Origin of the sequence: Cupriavidus basilensis (assembly GCF_008801925.2) — a bacterium.
GTDB lineage: Bacteria > Pseudomonadota > Gammaproteobacteria > Burkholderiales > Burkholderiaceae > Cupriavidus > Cupriavidus basilensis.
Map to the genome: position 1 here is coordinate 3106935 of NZ_CP062803.1, position 15864 is coordinate 3122798.

Genomic DNA, 15864 nt, shown 5'->3' on the forward strand with positions numbered 1-15864 from the left:
TCAGCGGCTGTAGAAGTTCACGGGCTGCGGCGTGTACGGCGTACCAGTGCCCACGAAGCGCCGGTTCACCTCGCGGCCACGCTCCACGGCAGCGGCCTGCCGCGCCAGCTCCAGCGAGGCCGCGCGATCCTGCGTGATCTGCAGCCGCTGCGTCTGGATGGACTGCTTGGCCTGCAGGGCCAGCAACTGGTTCATGGCTTGCATCGCCTGCAGGGCGCCGACGGCCGACTGGCTCTTGCCCACGAGGTCGGCCAGCGCGCCTTCGTCGTCGCTCAGGTTCTGCGAGGCCTGGGCCTGCATCTGCATGGTGGTCTGCAGGCCATTGAGCGTATGCTTCCAGCGCTCCCGCGCATCGCGGTACATCTGATTGCCGCTCACCGTGGCGGCGTACTGCTCGGGATACAGGCGTGCGAATTCGCGGTCGATGCTCGTCACGTCGTAGGCCAGGCCCTTGGCCTGGGCGATCAGCCGTTGAGTGGTCGCCAGGTTCGCGCGCAACTGGCCCACCACGCTGGACGGCAGGCTGGCCAGATTGCGCGCCTGGTTGATGAGCATCTGCGCTTCGTTCTGGAGCTGGCGGATCTGGTTGTTGATCTGCTCCAGCGTGCGAACGGCGGTGAGCGTGTTCTGCACCAGATTGGTCGGATCGAACACGATGTCGCCAACGCCGAACAGTGCATGCGCGGGCTGCGCGATGCCGAAGGCGAGCACGCAGGCGGTGGTCAGCGCAGCGAGCTTGTGGGCATGGGGCTTCATGGCAGGTTCTCCTGGAGATGGCTGGGGATGGGGGCGGCACCCGGCGCGGGGCCGGGGAAATCGCGCAGCAGATCGGCCGCCCAATCGAGGCTGCGGTGGCGCAGCCATGCGGCTGCGAACGGGGTGGAGACGGATGAAGCGGCAGCGAGCACCGCGTCGATGTCACGCTGGTCTTGTTGCGTGGAGGCGCCCGCGAAGGCCAAAGTCGCGGCGCCCAGGTCGAGGTCGAACAGACGGTTGCCGAGGCGCGATTGGTAGTAGTAGTCGCGCTTGGGCTGCGCGGTAGTGACGATTTCGATCTGCCGCCTGTTAAGACCGAAGCCCTCGTAGATCGTGCGAATCTGCGGCTCGGTCGCCTGCGGGTTCGGCAGAAAGATGCGGCTCGCGCAGCTCTCGATGATCGCGGGCGCGATGCTCGAATCCTTGATGTCCGCCAGACTCTGCGTGGCGAAGATGACGCTCACGTTCTTCTTGCGCAGCGTCTTGAGCCATTGGCGGATGCGCGCCGCGAACACCGGGTCATCGAGGAACAGCCATGCTTCATCGAGGATCAGCAGCGTCGGTGCGCCGTCAAAGCGTTCATCGAACCGTGCAAAGAGGTAATGCAGCACGGCCATGACGGCGGCCTTGCTGTGCATCAGCTCTTCCATCTCAAAGCACTGCACGGAGCCGGAGCCCAGTCGATCCGAATCCGCGTCCAGCAGCTTGCCGTGGGCGCCGCCGAGCACATAGGGCGCGAGCGCCTGCCGCAGCGCGTTCGATTGCAACAGTACGGAAAGGCCCGTCATCGTGCGCTGCTCCACCGGAGCTCCGGCCAGGCTTCCCAGCGCCGACCAGATGGCCACCTTCTCCTCGGGGCCGACGGCCACGCCCTCATGCCGCAAACGGCCTTCGATCCATTCAGCCGCCCAGGTGCGGTAGCCCTCGCGGTCGATGCGCGCGAGTGGTTGGAAAGCGATCTCGCCATCCAGCCCAAGGTCGTAGTGCTCGCCGCCCAGGCCCAGGATCGTGGCGCGCATCGAGCGCCCCATGTCGAAGGCGAAGATGCGCGAGCCGCGATAGCGCCGAAACTGCATCGCCAAAGTGGCGAGCAGCACGGACTTGCCCATACCGGTTGGCCCAGCCACCAGCGTGTGGCCCACGTCGCCGATGTGCGTAACCAGCCGGAACGGCGTCGCGCCCTCAGTGCGCGTGACGATCAGCGGCGGGCCGTCGAGATGCGCGTTCTTCTCCGGCCCGGCCCATACCGCCGACACCGGCATCAGGTGCGCCAGGTTCAGCGTCGAGACGATGGGCTCGCGGACGTTGGCGTAGGCATGGCCCGGAATGGACGACAGCCACGCATCCACGGCGTTGAGCGTTTCGGGGATGGTGACGAAGCCACGCCCCTGGATGACGCGCTCCACCCTGCGCAGCTTCTCGTCGGCCACGGCGGCATCCGCGTCCATGACTGTGACGGTCGCCGTCACGTAGCCGAAGGCCACTTGATCGCTGCCCAGCTCTTGCAAGGCAGCATCCGCATCGGTGGCCTTGTTGCTGGCGTCGGTATCGACCAGCGGGCTTTCCTGCTGGAAGATCGTCTCGCGCAGCAGCGCGATGACGTTTTTGCGCTTGGCGAACCACTGGCGGCGTAGGCGGGAAAGCTCTTTTTCCGCATCGGCTTTGTCGAGGCAGAGAAAGCGCGTACTCCAGCGGTACGCAAAGCTGAGACGGTTGAGGTCATCCAGAATCCCCGGCCAAGTCGAAGTTGGAAATCCCCGCACCGTCGCCACGCGCAGGTGCTGGTCGCCCAGCATCGGTGCCAGTCCGCCGATCAGCGCGGAATCGGCCAGCAAGGCATCGAGGTGGAATGGCACCTCTGGCACGCCCACGCGGTAGCGCCGCGTGGAAATAGTCGAGTGCAGGTAGGTCAGCGTCTGGCTGTCATCGAGCCACGCAATCTCCGGCATCACACCATCGAGCAGGTCGAAAATCCGATCCGTCTCCGCGACGAACGCGGTCAGGCGCTCACGCCAGTCCACGCCCTCGGTCGGACGGTTCTCGTACAGCATTCCGACCGCACGGGCGCGGGCCTCCTCGGGCGGTAGATACACCAGCGTGAGGTGATAGCCGCTCTCGAAATGGTTGCCGGAGTCCTCGAAGGCTGCCCGTCGCTCTTCGTCCACCAGCCAGGACAGCGGCTCGGGAAACTCCGAGTGCGGGTAGTTGGCGGCGGGCCGGCGCTCGGCTTCGATGAACAAGGCCCAGCCCGAACCCAGCCTGCGCAGCGCGTTGTTCAACCGTGCTGACGTAGAGATCAGCTCGCCCTGCGTGGCACTGTCGAGGTCTGGCCCCCGAAAGCGCGCCGTGCGCTGGAAGGAGCCATCCTTGTTCAGCACGACGCCCGGAGCGATCAGCCCGGCCCAAGGCAGCCAGTCAGCCAGCAAGGCCGGGCGCTGGCGGTATTCGGCAAGGTTCAGCATGCGATATCTCCCTTTGCCCCTACACGTCCAGCAGCGGCCGGTGCTTGATATGGCGCGCGAAGACCTGCATGAACTGCGGATCGACACGCGCGCCCCAGACCGCCAACGCATGGCCGGCGATCCAGAGCACCAGGCCCGGAATCCACAGTTGCAGGCCCAAGCCCACGGCCGCGGCCAAGGTGCCATTGGCAATCGCCACCGTGCGCGGCGCGCCGCCCAGCAGGATCGGCTCGGTCAGCGAGCGGTGCAGTGGCACCTCGAAGCCGGGTAAAGAACCGTATGAATTGCCCTGCACGCCATCGTGGGCCGCGTTCATACGACGGCCCCGCCCGAGAAGCTGAAGAACGACAGGAAGAAGCTCGAAGCCGCGAACGCGATCGACAGACCGAAGACGATCTGGATCAGCTTGCGAAACCCGCCCGAGGTATCGCCAAAGGCCAGTGCCAGGCCCGTGGCGATGATGATGATGACCGCAATGATTCGGGCCACCGGCCCCTGGATTGACTCCAAGATGGATTGCAGCGGCCCTTCCCAGGGCATGCTGGAGCCGGCGGCCTGAGCAGTGCCTGCGAGCAGCAGCATCAGCGCCGCGAGCAACAAGCCCTGCATGGCCGGGCGAGCCAGGCTATCCAGTCGCGCGGGCTGGCGAAGAGGATTTGCGGAAGTACGGAAAGCAGGAACGATCATCTGCGTCATGGCAGTTCTCCAGAGTGGTCAGGGGACAGAGAAGAAAGGTCGGACTGCGGCAGCAGCTCCGGGAATGGAGCCTCCAGCGCATCCGCCAGGTGGTAGCCCACGCCATCGAAACCGACGACGCGGGCGATGCTCTCGATGCGGCGTTTGCGCCCGCGCCCGGCGATGTGGATGACCACGTTGACCGCTTCCGCGATCAGCGCACGGGGCGGGTTCACCGCCACTTCGAGAATCAGTTGCTCCAGGCGCAGCAGCGCACCCAGCGCGGAGCCGGCATGGATCGTGGCGATGCCGCCGGGGTGACCCGTGCCCCAGACCTTGATGAGATCCAGTGCCTCGGCGCCGCGCACCTCGCCGACGACGACGCGATCCGGGCGTAGGCGCATGGACGAGCGCACCAGCTCGGTCATGGACACGACGCCCTGGCGCGTGCGCAGCGGCACGTGGTCGCGCGCCGCGCATTGCAGCTCCACCGTGTCTTCGAGCACCAGCACGCGGTCGCCCGTGGCTGCGATCTCGGCGAGCAGCGCATTAGCTAAAGTCGTCTTGCCCGTGCTGGTGCCGCCGGCGATCAGGATGTTCTGGCGCTCGCGCACCGCACGCACCAGCAGGCCCGCCTGCGCGGCGGTCATCATTCCGTCCTCGATGTAGCGCGACAGCGGGATCACGCCCACGGCGCGCTTGCGCAACGCGAAGGCCGGCCCCGGCGCAGCGGGCGGCAGGATGCCCTCGAAGCGTTCGCCGGTTTCCGGCAGTTCGGCCGTCAACAGCGGCTGGCCGCGATGCACTTCGGCGCCGACATGGGCAGCGACGAGGCGGATGATGCGTTCGCCATCGGCCTCGGACAGCTCCACACCCATCGGCGCGCGGCCCGTGGACAGGCGATCCACCCAGAGCGTGCGATCCGGGTTGAGCATGATTTCCACCACGTCTGGGTCTTCGAGCGCGGCAGCGATCAGCGGCCCCATGGCCGTGCGCAGCATCTGGATGCGGCGATCCAGCGAGGTGGCCGTGAAGGAGGAAGGAACGGCGCTCATAAGGCACGCTCCTGGGCATCCGCGACGGCCGCAGCGCCCTCCGGTCGCGTCGGATCGGTGTGCAGTTCCTCCACCACATCCCGCACCAGGCTGCGCCCGCGCAGCAAATGCCGTCCGAGCTGTTCGACGAACTGCTCGAAGCGGGCCTTGCCCTGGGCGCGAGCGGCATCCTGATGGGCCTCGGGCACGGGTGTGCTCACCGTGAGGAAATAGCGGATGAACAGCGCCAATGTTTCGATGGCAATGTTCTGGTCGCGCTCCAGGCGCTCGGCGTGGCGCGACAGGCGGTCCAGCCGCTTGGCAATTGCCGCCTCGCGCTGGTCGGCCGCATCGGGCGACAGCCAGGAGGCCAGGGCCGCCGCGACGATGCTGGACTTGGACACGCCCTTCTTGGCGGCCAGTTCATCGAGCCGCTTGCTGTGCTCCGGCTGGATGAACACATTGAGGCGGTGTTGGGTCATAGGTCGATTCCGTCGTCAGGGTCGAGGGAAGCCAGCCGGGCCGTGCGCTGCAGGGCCGGATCGAGCTGGCGAGGAAGGGGATGCGGCATGTCGTCGTCATCGAGCAGCCCGAGGTCGGCTGCGGGCGCAACCAGGTCGGGGTCGTAGGTGACGGCTTCGGAAAGTTCGGGCTGGCGGCGTGGGCCGCTGTCGTCGGCCGAACCCAGGTTCTCCAGCCCATCGGCGGCGTCGGCCGTCGGTGCGACCGGCATGGCGGGAATCGCCAGCCCGCTCCAGTCGTCGGCGCGTTCCGGTGGCACATCGGCATAGCGCCCCTGCATGGACAGGGTTGCAAGCACCGGCGGCGGAAGCACGCGCCGCTTGAAATTGCTGTCCGCGTAGTAGCGCAGCTTCTTGGCCTTGATGGGCGCCACGCTGGACACCATCACCACGGCCTCGTCGGGCGGAAGCTGCATTACCTCGCCCGGCGTGAGCAGCGGACGTGCCGTCTCCTGGCGCGACACCATCAGATGCCCGAGCCATGGCGCGAGCCGGTGGCCGGCGTAGTTGCGCTGCGCGCGCAGCTCGGTCGCGGTGCCCAGCGTTTCGGAGATGCGCTTGGCGGTGCGCTCGTCGTTGGTGGCGAACGTCACCCGGACATGGCAGTTGTCCAGGATCGAATGGTTCTGGCCGTAGGCTTTGTCAATCTGGTTGAGCGACTGGGCGATGAGGAAGCTGCGGATACCGTAGCCGGCCATGAAGGCCAGGGCCGTCTCGAAGAAGTCGAGCCGTCCGAGCGCGGGAACTCGTCGAGCATCAATAGCAGCTTGTGGCGGCGCGCGATGCCATCGCTGCCGTCGAGCGATTCCGTCAGCCGTCGCCCGATCTGGTTGAGGATCAGGCGAATGAGCGGTTTCGTCCGCGAAATGTCCGAAGGCGGCACCACCAGGTACAGCGACACCGGATGCTCGGCCGCGATCAGGTCGGCAATGCGCCAGTCGCAGCGCGAGGTGACTTCGGCCACCGTGGGGTCGCGGTACAGGCCGAGGAATGACATGGCGGTGCTCAACACGCCGGAACGCTCGTTGTCCGATTTGTTCAGGACTTCGCGCGCTGCCGATGCCACCACCAGATGCGGCCCACCACCGATGTGCGGCGTGGTCATCATCCGATGCAGGGTCAGCTCGAAGGGACAGGCCGGGTCGCTGAGGAAGTTGGCGACTCCGCGCAGCGTCTTGTCTTCGCCTGCGTAGAGCACGTGCAGGATGGCCCCAACCAGCAGCGCATGCGAGGTCTTCTCCCAATGGTTGCGCCGCTCCAGTGCTCCTTCGGGATCGACCAGAATGTCTGCGATGTTCTGCACGTCGCGCACTTCGTGCGCGCCGCGCCTCACCTCCAGCAGTGGGTTGTAGGCCGACGACTTCGCATCGGTCGGGTTGAACAGCAGGCAATGCGAGAAGCGCGAGCGCCAGCCGGCGGTGATGCTCCAGTTCTCGCCCTTGATGTCGTGAATGACGGCCGATGCAGGCCAGCTCAACAAGGTGGGAACCACCAGGCCCACGCCTTTGCCCGAGCGGGTAGGCGCGAAGGTCAGAACATGCTCTGGGCCTTCATGTCGCAGGTACTGCTGGCGATGCTGGCCGAGGAACACGCCCGCAGGCTGGTCAAGCCCCGCCTTGCAAATGTCCTCCGCGTTGGCCCAGCGAGCCGTCCCGTAGGTCGTGACCAGCGGACTGGCGCGAGCGCCAGATCGACATGCCGATGGCAACCACCACCGCGATCAGGCCGCTGCCTGCGGCAATGGCACCGCCCACGTCAAAGACATGCGGCGCGTAGGCGTCGAAGAAGAACCACCACTCGAACAGGCGCCAGGGGTGATAGACCGGCGTGCCGAAGAAATCGAACCACGGCGAGCCCAGGCGTAGCTGGTAGCCCAGGGCGGCGGCCGTCCATTGCGTAGCGCTCCATACGCCAGCGATCACGATGCCGAAGACAACGGCAATCTGACCGAACAGCACGTTCGTTCCTTGCATTGGTCAACCTCCCACTACGGCACAGGAACGTGCCGTAGTGCCGAGGATCAAGGCGAGCGTGCAGGTCGGTCAAAGACCGTTGTGGCGGGGATTCAGGCCAAAAGAGCCAGACTTATTGCTGTGGCGAAGACAATAAAAATGCCGCATGCGCGAGCGCGCTGCGGCGTGATGAGGTAACAGTGAGACCTTCGTCGCGGCGCCGCGACGGAGGGGTGCCCTATTGAGGCTTCTGCTCCGGCCGATCACCGAAGAAGCGGCGATTCGCGGCTTCGGCGGCACGTCGGCAGAGTTCTTCGCCGGCCTTCGCGCGCTCTTCCTTGCACAGGCGCTGGACTTCCTTGAGACGCTCAGGATGGGCCACGAGGAAGTCCACGGTTTCCGTCGGTTGGGATGGCCCACAGGAGGCTGTCAGTGCAGCGGCCATCAGCAGCGACAGGAATCGGGGCATGGCTTGGGTCCTTTCAGCAGGTGGATCAGGAGTCCTCGGCGGCGCTGGAGCCATCCGCCGAATCAATGGAGTCCACTCGTGCGATGAACCGAGCCAGCATTTCGGAGGGCTCCACGTCACGGTGCAGCAGATACGTGGCCAGCATCTGCGACTTGCCCGCCAAGCGCCGGGCCACAACACCTGGCCCACGGCCGGATGCAATGTGCGCGGCGCCCGCCAAACCAAGTGCCAATCCGGCGGAGACTAAGGTCATCATCACCTCATAGGACGCCACGCGCTGGGCGATCAGTGGCTGTTGCTCGTAGCGCTGCAAAACGCGATCAACTTGGCGTGCATGGCCTTCGCATATCGCCGGATCGCATAGCGCCAGCGGATAGCGCAGCACTTCTTCCAACGGAACGTGCTTGTGGGCCAGCACAGGATGGCGAGCTGGGACCGCCACCATCAGCTCGTCTTCCCACGCAGGCCTGACCACAATGCCGTCGCCCACCTCTTCGGCCATCGAAAAGCCGACGTCATACAGGTCATCGTGCAGACCCTTGATCTGTTGGTCCAACGGCACCTCAAATAACCGAATGTCAATCTCTGGATCTTCCTCTCGGCACCGTGCCAGCAGCGTCGGCATTCGCGAGGGCGTGATGCCATCGGACAAAGCGATGCGCAACTGTCCCTGAAACCCACTGGCGGCGGACTTGACGCCGTCACACGCCTGTTTCAGAGCTTCGAAGATTCGCGGCACCCGCTCCAGGAATGCCATTCCGGCAAAGGTCAGGCGGGTGCTTCGCGTGGTTCGCGTGAACAGTTGCGCCCCGAGCTCTTCCTCTATCTCCTTGATGGTGCGCGACAAAGGGGACTGATCGATGTGCAGCTTTTCCGCTGCGCGGCCAAAGTGAAGTTCTTCGGCCACCGCTATAAAGCAACGCAAATGCCGAAGCTCCATGGTGTATCTCATCCAAGTTAAAGGGCCTTGACGAGTTCCGGCACAGCCGCGAACAGGTCCGCCTCCAGCCCGTAGTCGGCCACGCTGAAGATCGGCGCCTCCGGGTCCTTGTTGATCGCCACGATCACCTTGGAGTCCTTCATGCCCGCCAGGTGCTGGATCGCCCCCGAGATGCCCGCCGCCACGTACAGCTGCGGCGCCACGATCTTGCCGGTCTGGCCCACCTGCAGGTCATTGGGCGCGTAGCCCGCATCCACCGCCGCGCGGCTCGCGCCGATGGCCGCGCCCAGCTTGTCGGCCAGCGGGGTGATGACTTCGTCGAATTTTTCCTTGCTGCCCAGCGCACGGCCGCCGGAGACGATGATCTTGGCCGCCGTCAGTTCGGGCCGGTCGCTCTTGGCGATTTCGCTGCCCACGTAGCTGCTCTTGCCGGTGTCTGCCGCTGCGGTTGCCGTTTCCACTGCTGCGTTGCCTCCGGTCGCCGCTGTGGCGTCGAAGCCGGTGGTGCGCACGGTGATGACTTTGGTGGCGTCGCTGCTTTGCACGGTGGCGATGGCATTGCCGGCGTAGATGGGGCGTTCGAAGGTGTCGGCGCTCACCACCTTGGTGATGTCGCTGATCTGGGCGACGTCGAGCTTGGCGGCCACGCGGGGGGCCACGTTCTTGCCGCCGGCCGTGGCCGGGAACAGGATGTGGCTGTAGTTGCCGGCGATGGCCAGCACCTGGGCGGCCACGTTCTCGGCCAGGCCGTGGGCCAAGCCTGCGGCGTCGGCGTGGATGACCTTGGCGACACCGGCGATCTGGGCGGCGGCTTGTGCGGCAGCGCCGACATTGTGGCCGGCCACCAGCACGTGCACGTCGCCACCGCAAGCGGCTGCAGCCGTCACGGTGTTCAGGGTTGCGCCCTTGATGGATGCGTTGTCGTGTTCAGCAATAACGAGTACCGACATTTAGATCACCTTCGCTTCGTTCTTGAGTTTTTCGACCAGGGCGGCCACGTCAGCCACCTTCACGCCGGCGCCGCGCTTGGCGGGTTCGGTCACCTTCAGGGTCTTCAGGCGCGGGGCGACTTGAACGCCGAGGTCTTCGGGCTTGATGGTGTCCAGCGGCTTTTCTTGGCCTTCATGATGTTGGGCAAGGTGACGTAGCGCGGTTCGTTCAGACGCAGGTCGGCGGTGATGACCGCGGGCAGCGTGAGGCTAAGGGTTTCCAGGCCGCCGTCCACTTCGCGGGTCACGGCTGCCTTGTCGCCGGCGAGCTCGACCTTGGAGGCGAAGGTGGCTTGCGGCAGACCGGCCAGCGCCGCCAGCATCTGGCCGGTCTGGTTGCAGTCGTCGTCGATGGCCTGCTTGCCCAGGATCACGAGGCCGGGCTGTTCCTTGTCGATCAGGGCCTTGAGCAGCTTAGCCACGGCCAGCGGCTGCAGTTCTTCATTGGTCTCGACTAGGATGCCGCGGTCGGCACCGATGGCCATGGCGGTGCGCAGCGTCTCCTGGCATTGAGACACGCCGCACGAGACGGCGACGATCTCCGTTGCCGCGCCTTTCTCCCTGAGCCGCACAGCCTCTTCGACGGCAATCTCGTCGAAGGGTTCATGCTCATCTTGACATTGGCGATGTCCACGCCGCTGCCATCGCTCTTGACGCGGACCTTGACGTTGTAGTCAACCACCCGCTTGACGGGAACCAGGATTTTCATGGGAGGGTTTCCTTTCAGGATCATTCAGAGTTGATCGTCCGCCAGGGCCAGCGTGCTGGCGGCGCCGCCCGTGACGATGTCGCGCAGCATCGGCGCCTGCACCAGGACATGCGCCGCGTAATGGCTGGCTGTGGCGCGCTTGGTACCGAAAGCCCGCATCGCCCGCGCCCGCCGCGAGTTGCGCGGTAGCGGCTTCGGCCATGCGCGCCGACAGCCAGCCGCCGATCACGGTGCCCGCCAGCCGCAGGAAGGGCACGGCGCCCGCCGCGCACTGCGCGGGTTGACCGTCGTGGGCCAGCAGCCAGTCGACCGCTTCGTCCAGCGCCTGGGCAGCGGCTGCCAACGCGCGGCCGATCTGCGCCAGCACTGCATCGGGCGATTCGACCAACCGGCGCGCATCGCCGTCGATGCGGCCCAGCAGCGCCTTCAGCGTGCGCCCGCCCTCGCGTGCCAGCTTGCGGCCGATCAGGTCGTTGGCCTGGATGCCCGTGGTGCCTTCGTAGATGGTCGTGATGCGCGCGTCGCGCATGTGCTGGGAGGCGCCGGTTTCCTCGACGTAGCCCATGCCGCCATGCACCTGCACGCCGTCGGACGTGATGCCCTGCGCGCTGTCGGTACACCAGCCTTTGACCACCGGTATCAGCAGGCCGACCAGGGCCTGCGCCTGCGCGCGCTCCTGCGCATCGGCGTGGCCCGCGGCGCGGTCCATCTGACCGGCGCAGAAGTAGGCCAGCGCGCGCATGGCCTCGGTGCGGGCCTTCATGTCCATCAGCATGCGCCGCACGTCCGGGTGGCCTGCGATGGCGGTGCTGCCGCTGATCAGCGGCTTGCCCTGCACCCGCTCCAGCGCATAGGCGCGTGCGCGCTGGTAGGCGCGCTCGGAAATGCCCACGCCTTCCAGGCCAACGTTCAGCCGCGCGTGGTTCATCATGGTGAACATGCAGGCCAGCCCCTGGTGCGGCTCGCCGACCAGGTAGCCGATAGCGCCGCCGCTGTCGCCAAAACTCATCGACGCCGTGGGGCTGCCGTGGATGCCCATCTTGTGCTCAATCGACGTGCAGGCCAAGTCGTTGCGTTCGCCCAGGGTGCCATCGTCGTTGACCAGGTACTTCGGGCACAGGAACAGCGAGATGCCTTTCACCCCGGTGGCGCATCGGGTAGGCGCGCCAGCACCAGGTGCACGATGTTCTCGGCCATGTCGTGCTCGCCCCAGGTGATGAAGATCTTGTTGCCGCTGACGCGGTAGTGGTCGCCCTCGTGTACGGCACGGCTGCGCAGCGCGGCCAGGTCAGAGCCGGCCTGGGGCTCGGTGAGGTTCATGGTGCCCGTCCAGCGGCCCTCGACCATGGGTGCCAGGAAGCGGCGCTGGAGTGCGTCGCTGCCATGGTGCGCAATGGCCTCCACCGCGCCCAGCGTGAGCATCTGGCACAGGCTGAACGCGAGGTTGGACGACTTCCACATCTCCAGCACGGCGGTGGAGACCAGCGTGGGCAGGCCCTGGCCGCCCCATTCGGTGGCAGCGGGCATGCCGTTCCAGCCGTTCTCGCAGAAGCTGGCCCAGGCTTCGCGAAAGCCGTCGGCGGGCGTGACCCGACCATCGTGCCAGCGCGCGCCCTGCACGTCGCCGGGGCGGTTGAGCGGATCCAGCACGCCAGCGGCGTAATTAGCCGCCTCCTGCAGGATGGCCTCGACCAGGTCGGGCGTGGTTTCTTCATGGTCGGGCTGGGCGCAGATCGCGTCCAGGCCGCCGACCTCTTTCATGGCGAACAGCATTTCGCGCAGGGGGGCTATGTAGACAGACACAGCGAATTTCCTTGATGGCTACGATCAGGCGTTTTGCGGCGTCTGTTGCGACGGGCGCAACTCGCGTGCAGCCTCTTGCGGGCCCACCGACGCCGGGCCGCCATGCCTGATGAACGCCAGAGCGATCGAGCCGATGATTCCGAAAGCCCCGATCACCAGGAAGTTCTGCTCCAGCGGCAGCTCAAGCGCAACGATCTGGCCGATTAGCAGCGGCGCCGCGATCGCGCCCAGGCGCCCCACGCCGGAGGCCATGCCGATGCCGGTCGAGCGGATGGACATCGGGTAAAACTGCCCGCAGTAGGCATAGGCCACCAATTGCGCGCCGGTGGTGCAGGCGCCGACCGCGCCGATGATCAGATAACGCAGCTCGGTCGAGGTCTGGAACGTCATCAGGTACAGCAGCACGCCGCCCAGCGCATACATCCCCACCAGCACCCACTTGATGTTGAACTTGTCGGCGAGCCACCCGCCTCCCACGGCACCGATGATGGCGCCAACGTTCAGCGCGATCACGAAGCTGAGGGCAGACCCCAGGCTGTAGCCAGCCATAGCCATCAGCTTGGTCAGCCAGCTGCTGAGCGCATAGACCATGAACAGGCCCGAGAAGAAGGCGATCCAGAACAGCACCGTGCTCGGGCCTCGCCCGTCCTGGAACAGCCGGGAGACCGGCGCACCCGCCACGCGGTCGGCGGTGGGCACGACGAACTGGGCGTCCGCCGGGTGCTTGACTCCCGGCTGGAGATTACGGGCCACTTCGGCCAGTTCGCCGTTGCGGCTGCGCGAGATCAGGTAGGTCATTGATTCCGGCACCAGCTTCAGGATGAACGGAATCAGCAGGACCGGCACACCCGCTGCGATGAAAACGACCTGCCAGCCGTACTCGCCGATCAGCTGCTTGCCGAGCACCGCGGCCAGGATGCCGCCCAGTGCGTAGCCCGAAGTCATCAGCGCCGTCATCAGGCTGCGGATCTTCTTGGGCGAGTACTCGACCATCTGTGCCACGATGACCGGCAGCACACCGCCAATCCCCAGGCCCGCGATGAAGCGCACCACGCTGAAGCTGATGGGATCCTTGGTGAATCCGGCGGCCGCGGTGAACACGCTGAACAGCATGACGCCAATGGAGAGGGCCCAGCGCCGACCAATCCGGTCGGACAGCGTGCCCAGAACCATGGCGCCGAACATCATGCCGAACAGGGCCGAACTGGCCATGAAACCGGCAGTCGATGCGTTCACGCCCATCTGCTGCATGATGGACGGCAGGGCGATGCCCACCACGGCGATGTCATAGCCGTCGATGATGAGAATCAACAGGCACCACAGAAGCACCTTGGCATGAAAGCGGTTAAAGCGAGCGTCGTCGGCGAGCTTCTGCATGTCGATTTGGCACACGTGTTTGTCTCCTTTGAGTTAGGCTCTGGATCGTGGGGCGGCGGTCATCGCCGCTCCGCTACATGTCGTCCAGCGCACACAAGGAATCCTAGGTGCCGGTGCTGCGAGCCGCGATGACGAAGCGCCCCGATCGAATGACAAACGGCCCCTTTCTGAGAGCACTGTTCAAGTGCGCCAAGAGGTCAGGCGTCAAGCTGAATATGGTCGCCGCGTGCGGCTGATATTCCAGCACGAAGGGCGCTTCTGCCTGCTGGGAACACCCCGGCAGTGTTGGGTGCCCAGGGGCTCGCGCCCCATCGTCGGCGCACGCCTCAACGCCAGACCCTGTACGGCCTTCGCCGCCGTCAGCACGCACGATGGCGTGATTGACTCTCTGGTGCTGCCCTGGGCCAACGCTGAGACGATGCAGGTGTTCCTGGCCGAGATGGCGCGACGCCATGCCGTCGATTTCATCATGATGGTCATGGATCAGGCGGGTTGGCACATCGCGGGTCACTTGGATGTGCCACAGAATATGCGCCTAGAGTTTCTGCCAGCCTTGAGCTGAACCCGGTCGAGCATCTGTGGAAGGTGCCGTGCCAGGATTGGTTTGCCAACACGGTGTTCAAAGAACTGGAGGCCGTACACGACGCGCTGGTGCAAGGACTCATTGCTCTCGAAACACATCAGCAAAGAACCCAGTCAATGACAGGCTTGATTGGGTTACTTCTATATCCTTGAGGGCAAATTAGTGCATCAGGCGAGCCGATAGCGCATTGCGCCGTCTTCGTCTTCTGCAGACACGATTTCCGCACGCTGGTCGAGATAGTTTAGGTGGGCGAGCGTCTCTCCGGTCGAGAGGTTGAGGTGCATTTGCTCCGCAACAATGGACGAACGGTACAGGGCGCGAACCAGGTCGATGACCCTCAGAGGCTGCGCAAGTTGTTGCCTGACGCGGTCGGTGCCTCTGACGGTGCTCGCACGCAGTTGCTCCAACCGTAGGTGCAGGCCATGGAAAGGTTCGTTGTGGGCAGGCAGAATCAGGGCGCTCCCAGGTACGCGTTGCATCAACCGGTCGATGGAATCGAGCCAGCCCTGCAGAGGATTCGCATGCGGCTCGGTGGCGTACACGGAGGTATTGGAACTGATCCTGGGAAGAACCTGATCCCCCGATATCAGCAAATCCAGTTCGCGCGAGTAGAAGCACGCGTGCTCGGGAATGTCCTGTGCCGACGATGACTTCCCATTCCTGGTCCCCGATCCGCAACATCTGGCCATCCGTGAGCCGCACAAAGCTGTCAGGCAATGGATGGATCATTTTACCGAAGTCACCGAACCGGGTGCGGTACTCATCCACCTCGGTGTCGCTCCATCCGGCCCTCCGATAGAAGCGAACGCCATCGACTGGCGCTTCCCGCCCCGTATCGGCAAGCATCACCCGACAGCTCAAATACTCGTCTCGTGTCATCCAAAGCGCGCATTCGAAGCGACGTGTCAACCATCCCGCCATGCCCACATGATCCGGGTGCATGTGCGTCGCTATCACACGGGAGATGGGTCGGCCGGCTAGCGGCCTGCGGAGCGAGCAAGGCGAGCCACGCGTTCCTGACGTCCACGCTGCGAATGCCCGTGTCCACGACCGCCCAACCAGGACCGTCGCTCAATGCCCAGAGGTTGATGTGATCCAGGGAAAACGGCAGCGGCATGCGCAGCCACAGCACACCAGGCTTGATTTCCGTGGCTTGGCCAGGGAGTGGGAGATCCGAGAACGGATACGAGTGCCGGGGCTGCGTGGGTCATGATGCTTGATTTACATTCTGGCAGTGCTGCTCCTAATGGCGCAGAGCCATCACTCCTATGCAGTGCGAGCTCAGTTTTAGCTTAGGAAGCTTAGAAGTCAGCCTCAACGGTGGCAATGACGAATGACCTCGATAGGCTGACGGAAAGCGTCTGCTTCCTGGCGCAGCCTGTCGCTGCGCTGCCGTCGGTGCAACTGCCAGGGCTGCAAACAGTCTCTTGAGCGCACGAAAGCCTCGCTCGATGTGGGCCAAGACCCGGCAGCTATGAAGGCGCCGATCTTCTCGGTGGTCGGCTACAGCCTCGTGGCCGTGCCGGAATTGGTCGAATGCCTCTATGTAGGGTGCTGCGGGCTACGCGAGCGGGCGCGGTAGGCTCCCGGCGCT

General features: G+C 65.2%; 11 protein-coding genes and 4 pseudogenes. 1 reads left to right on the forward strand and 14 read right to left on the reverse strand.

All coding sequences use genetic code 11. From position 1 onward, the window contains the following. The 13 genes and pseudogenes from trbJ to F7R26_RS14400 all read right to left on the reverse strand — a co-directional run bounded on the left by trbJ (nt 1) and on the right by F7R26_RS14400 (nt 13702). Nucleotides 1-756, reverse strand: a complete 756-nt coding sequence (gene trbJ / locus F7R26_RS14340) for a P-type conjugative transfer protein TrbJ (protein ID WP_043373357.1) — start codon at nt 754-756, stop codon at nt 1-3. Beyond that, nucleotides 753-3218, reverse strand: a complete 2466-nt coding sequence (gene trbE / locus F7R26_RS14345; RefSeq protein WP_050873419.1) for a conjugal transfer protein TrbE — start codon at nt 3216-3218, stop codon at nt 753-755. Before trbE ends, trbJ begins: the two co-directional genes overlap by 4 nt. 19 nt (nt 3219-3237) lie before the next feature. Continuing rightward, nucleotides 3238-3534 (reverse strand): VirB3 family type IV secretion system protein, encoded by a 297-nt coding sequence (locus tag F7R26_RS14350; RefSeq protein ID WP_050873417.1) that lies wholly within the window; start codon nt 3532-3534, stop codon nt 3238-3240. After that, entirely contained in the window at nt 3531-3914 is a 384-nt protein-coding gene (locus F7R26_RS14355; protein WP_050873415.1) for a TrbC/VirB2 family type IV secretion system protein, read from the reverse strand. The genes F7R26_RS14350 and F7R26_RS14355 overlap by 4 nt, the downstream gene beginning before the upstream one ends. Continuing rightward, nucleotides 3911-4948, reverse strand: a complete 1038-nt coding sequence (gene trbB / locus F7R26_RS14360) for a P-type conjugative transfer ATPase TrbB (protein ID WP_050873413.1) — start codon at nt 4946-4948, stop codon at nt 3911-3913. The genes F7R26_RS14355 and trbB overlap by 4 nt, the downstream gene beginning before the upstream one ends. After that, nucleotides 4945-5409, reverse strand: coding sequence for a CopG family transcriptional regulator (locus F7R26_RS14365; protein WP_012436232.1), 465 nt, complete (start codon nt 5407-5409; stop codon nt 4945-4947). Before F7R26_RS14365 ends, trbB begins: the two co-directional genes overlap by 4 nt. Then, a pseudogene (locus F7R26_RS14370) lies at nt 5406-7421 on the reverse strand (conjugal transfer protein TraG). Before F7R26_RS14370 ends, F7R26_RS14365 begins: the two are co-directional and overlap by 4 nt. 217 nt (nt 7422-7638) lie before the next feature. Further along, on the reverse strand, nt 7639-7869 hold the full coding sequence (locus tag F7R26_RS14375; protein ID WP_027015135.1) for an EexN family lipoprotein: 231 nt from the start codon (nt 7867-7869) through the stop codon (nt 7639-7641). Nucleotides 7870-7894: 25 nt separating this feature from the next. Further along, entirely contained in the window at nt 7895-8809 is a 915-nt protein-coding gene (locus F7R26_RS14380) for a LysR family transcriptional regulator (RefSeq protein ID WP_027015136.1), read from the reverse strand. Between the two features lie 17 nt (nt 8810-8826). Next, nucleotides 8827-9759 (reverse strand): electron transfer flavoprotein subunit alpha/FixB family protein, encoded by a 933-nt coding sequence (locus tag F7R26_RS14385; protein WP_193692077.1) that lies wholly within the window; start codon nt 9757-9759, stop codon nt 8827-8829. Next, nucleotides 9760-10507, reverse strand: a pseudogene (locus F7R26_RS14390) (electron transfer flavoprotein subunit beta/FixA family protein). Between the two features lie 24 nt (nt 10508-10531). Further along, nucleotides 10532-12310: pseudogene (locus F7R26_RS14395) on the reverse strand (acyl-CoA dehydrogenase). Nucleotides 12311-12334: 24 nt separating this feature from the next. Then, entirely contained in the window at nt 12335-13702 is a 1368-nt protein-coding gene (locus F7R26_RS14400; protein WP_012436225.1) for an MFS transporter, read from the reverse strand. A 169-nt stretch (nt 13703-13871) separates the two neighbouring features. Here F7R26_RS14400 and F7R26_RS14405 point away from each other — a divergent pair, with 169 nt between their 5' ends. Then, on the forward strand, nt 13872-14249 hold the full coding sequence (locus F7R26_RS14405; RefSeq protein WP_051962189.1) for a transposase: 378 nt from the start codon (nt 13872-13874) through the stop codon (nt 14247-14249). Nucleotides 14250-14437: 188 nt separating this feature from the next. On the opposite strand, the pseudogene F7R26_RS41760 reads toward F7R26_RS14405, so the two are convergent. After that, nucleotides 14438-15381 (reverse strand): annotated as a pseudogene (locus F7R26_RS41760) (MBL fold metallo-hydrolase). Nucleotides 15382-15864: the final 483 nt, after the last annotated feature.

Coding starts and splice junctions, on each gene's coding strand:
- F7R26_RS14385 (WP_193692077.1), bottom strand. CDS start 9,759: ATGTCGGTACTCGTTATTGCTGAACACGACAACGCATCCATCAAGGGC.
- trbE (WP_050873419.1), bottom strand. CDS start 3,218: ATGCTGAACCTTGCCGAATACCGCCAGCGCCCGGCCTTGCTGGCTGAC.
- F7R26_RS14355 (WP_050873415.1), bottom strand. CDS start 3,914: ATGACGCAGATGATCGTTCCTGCTTTCCGTACTTCCGCAAATCCTCTT.
- F7R26_RS14350 (WP_050873417.1), bottom strand. CDS start 3,534: ATGAACGCGGCCCACGATGGCGTGCAGGGCAATTCATACGGTTCTTTA.
- trbB (WP_050873413.1), bottom strand. CDS start 4,948: ATGAGCGCCGTTCCTTCCTCCTTCACGGCCACCTCGCTGGATCGCCGC.
- F7R26_RS14365 (WP_012436232.1), bottom strand. CDS start 5,409: ATGACCCAACACCGCCTCAATGTGTTCATCCAGCCGGAGCACAGCAAG.
- F7R26_RS14375 (WP_027015135.1), bottom strand. CDS start 7,869: ATGCCCCGATTCCTGTCGCTGCTGATGGCCGCTGCACTGACAGCCTCC.
- F7R26_RS14380 (WP_027015136.1), bottom strand. CDS start 8,809: ATGGAGCTTCGGCATTTGCGTTGCTTTATAGCGGTGGCCGAAGAACTT.
- trbJ (WP_043373357.1), bottom strand. CDS start 756: ATGAAGCCCCATGCCCACAAGCTCGCTGCGCTGACCACCGCCTGCGTG.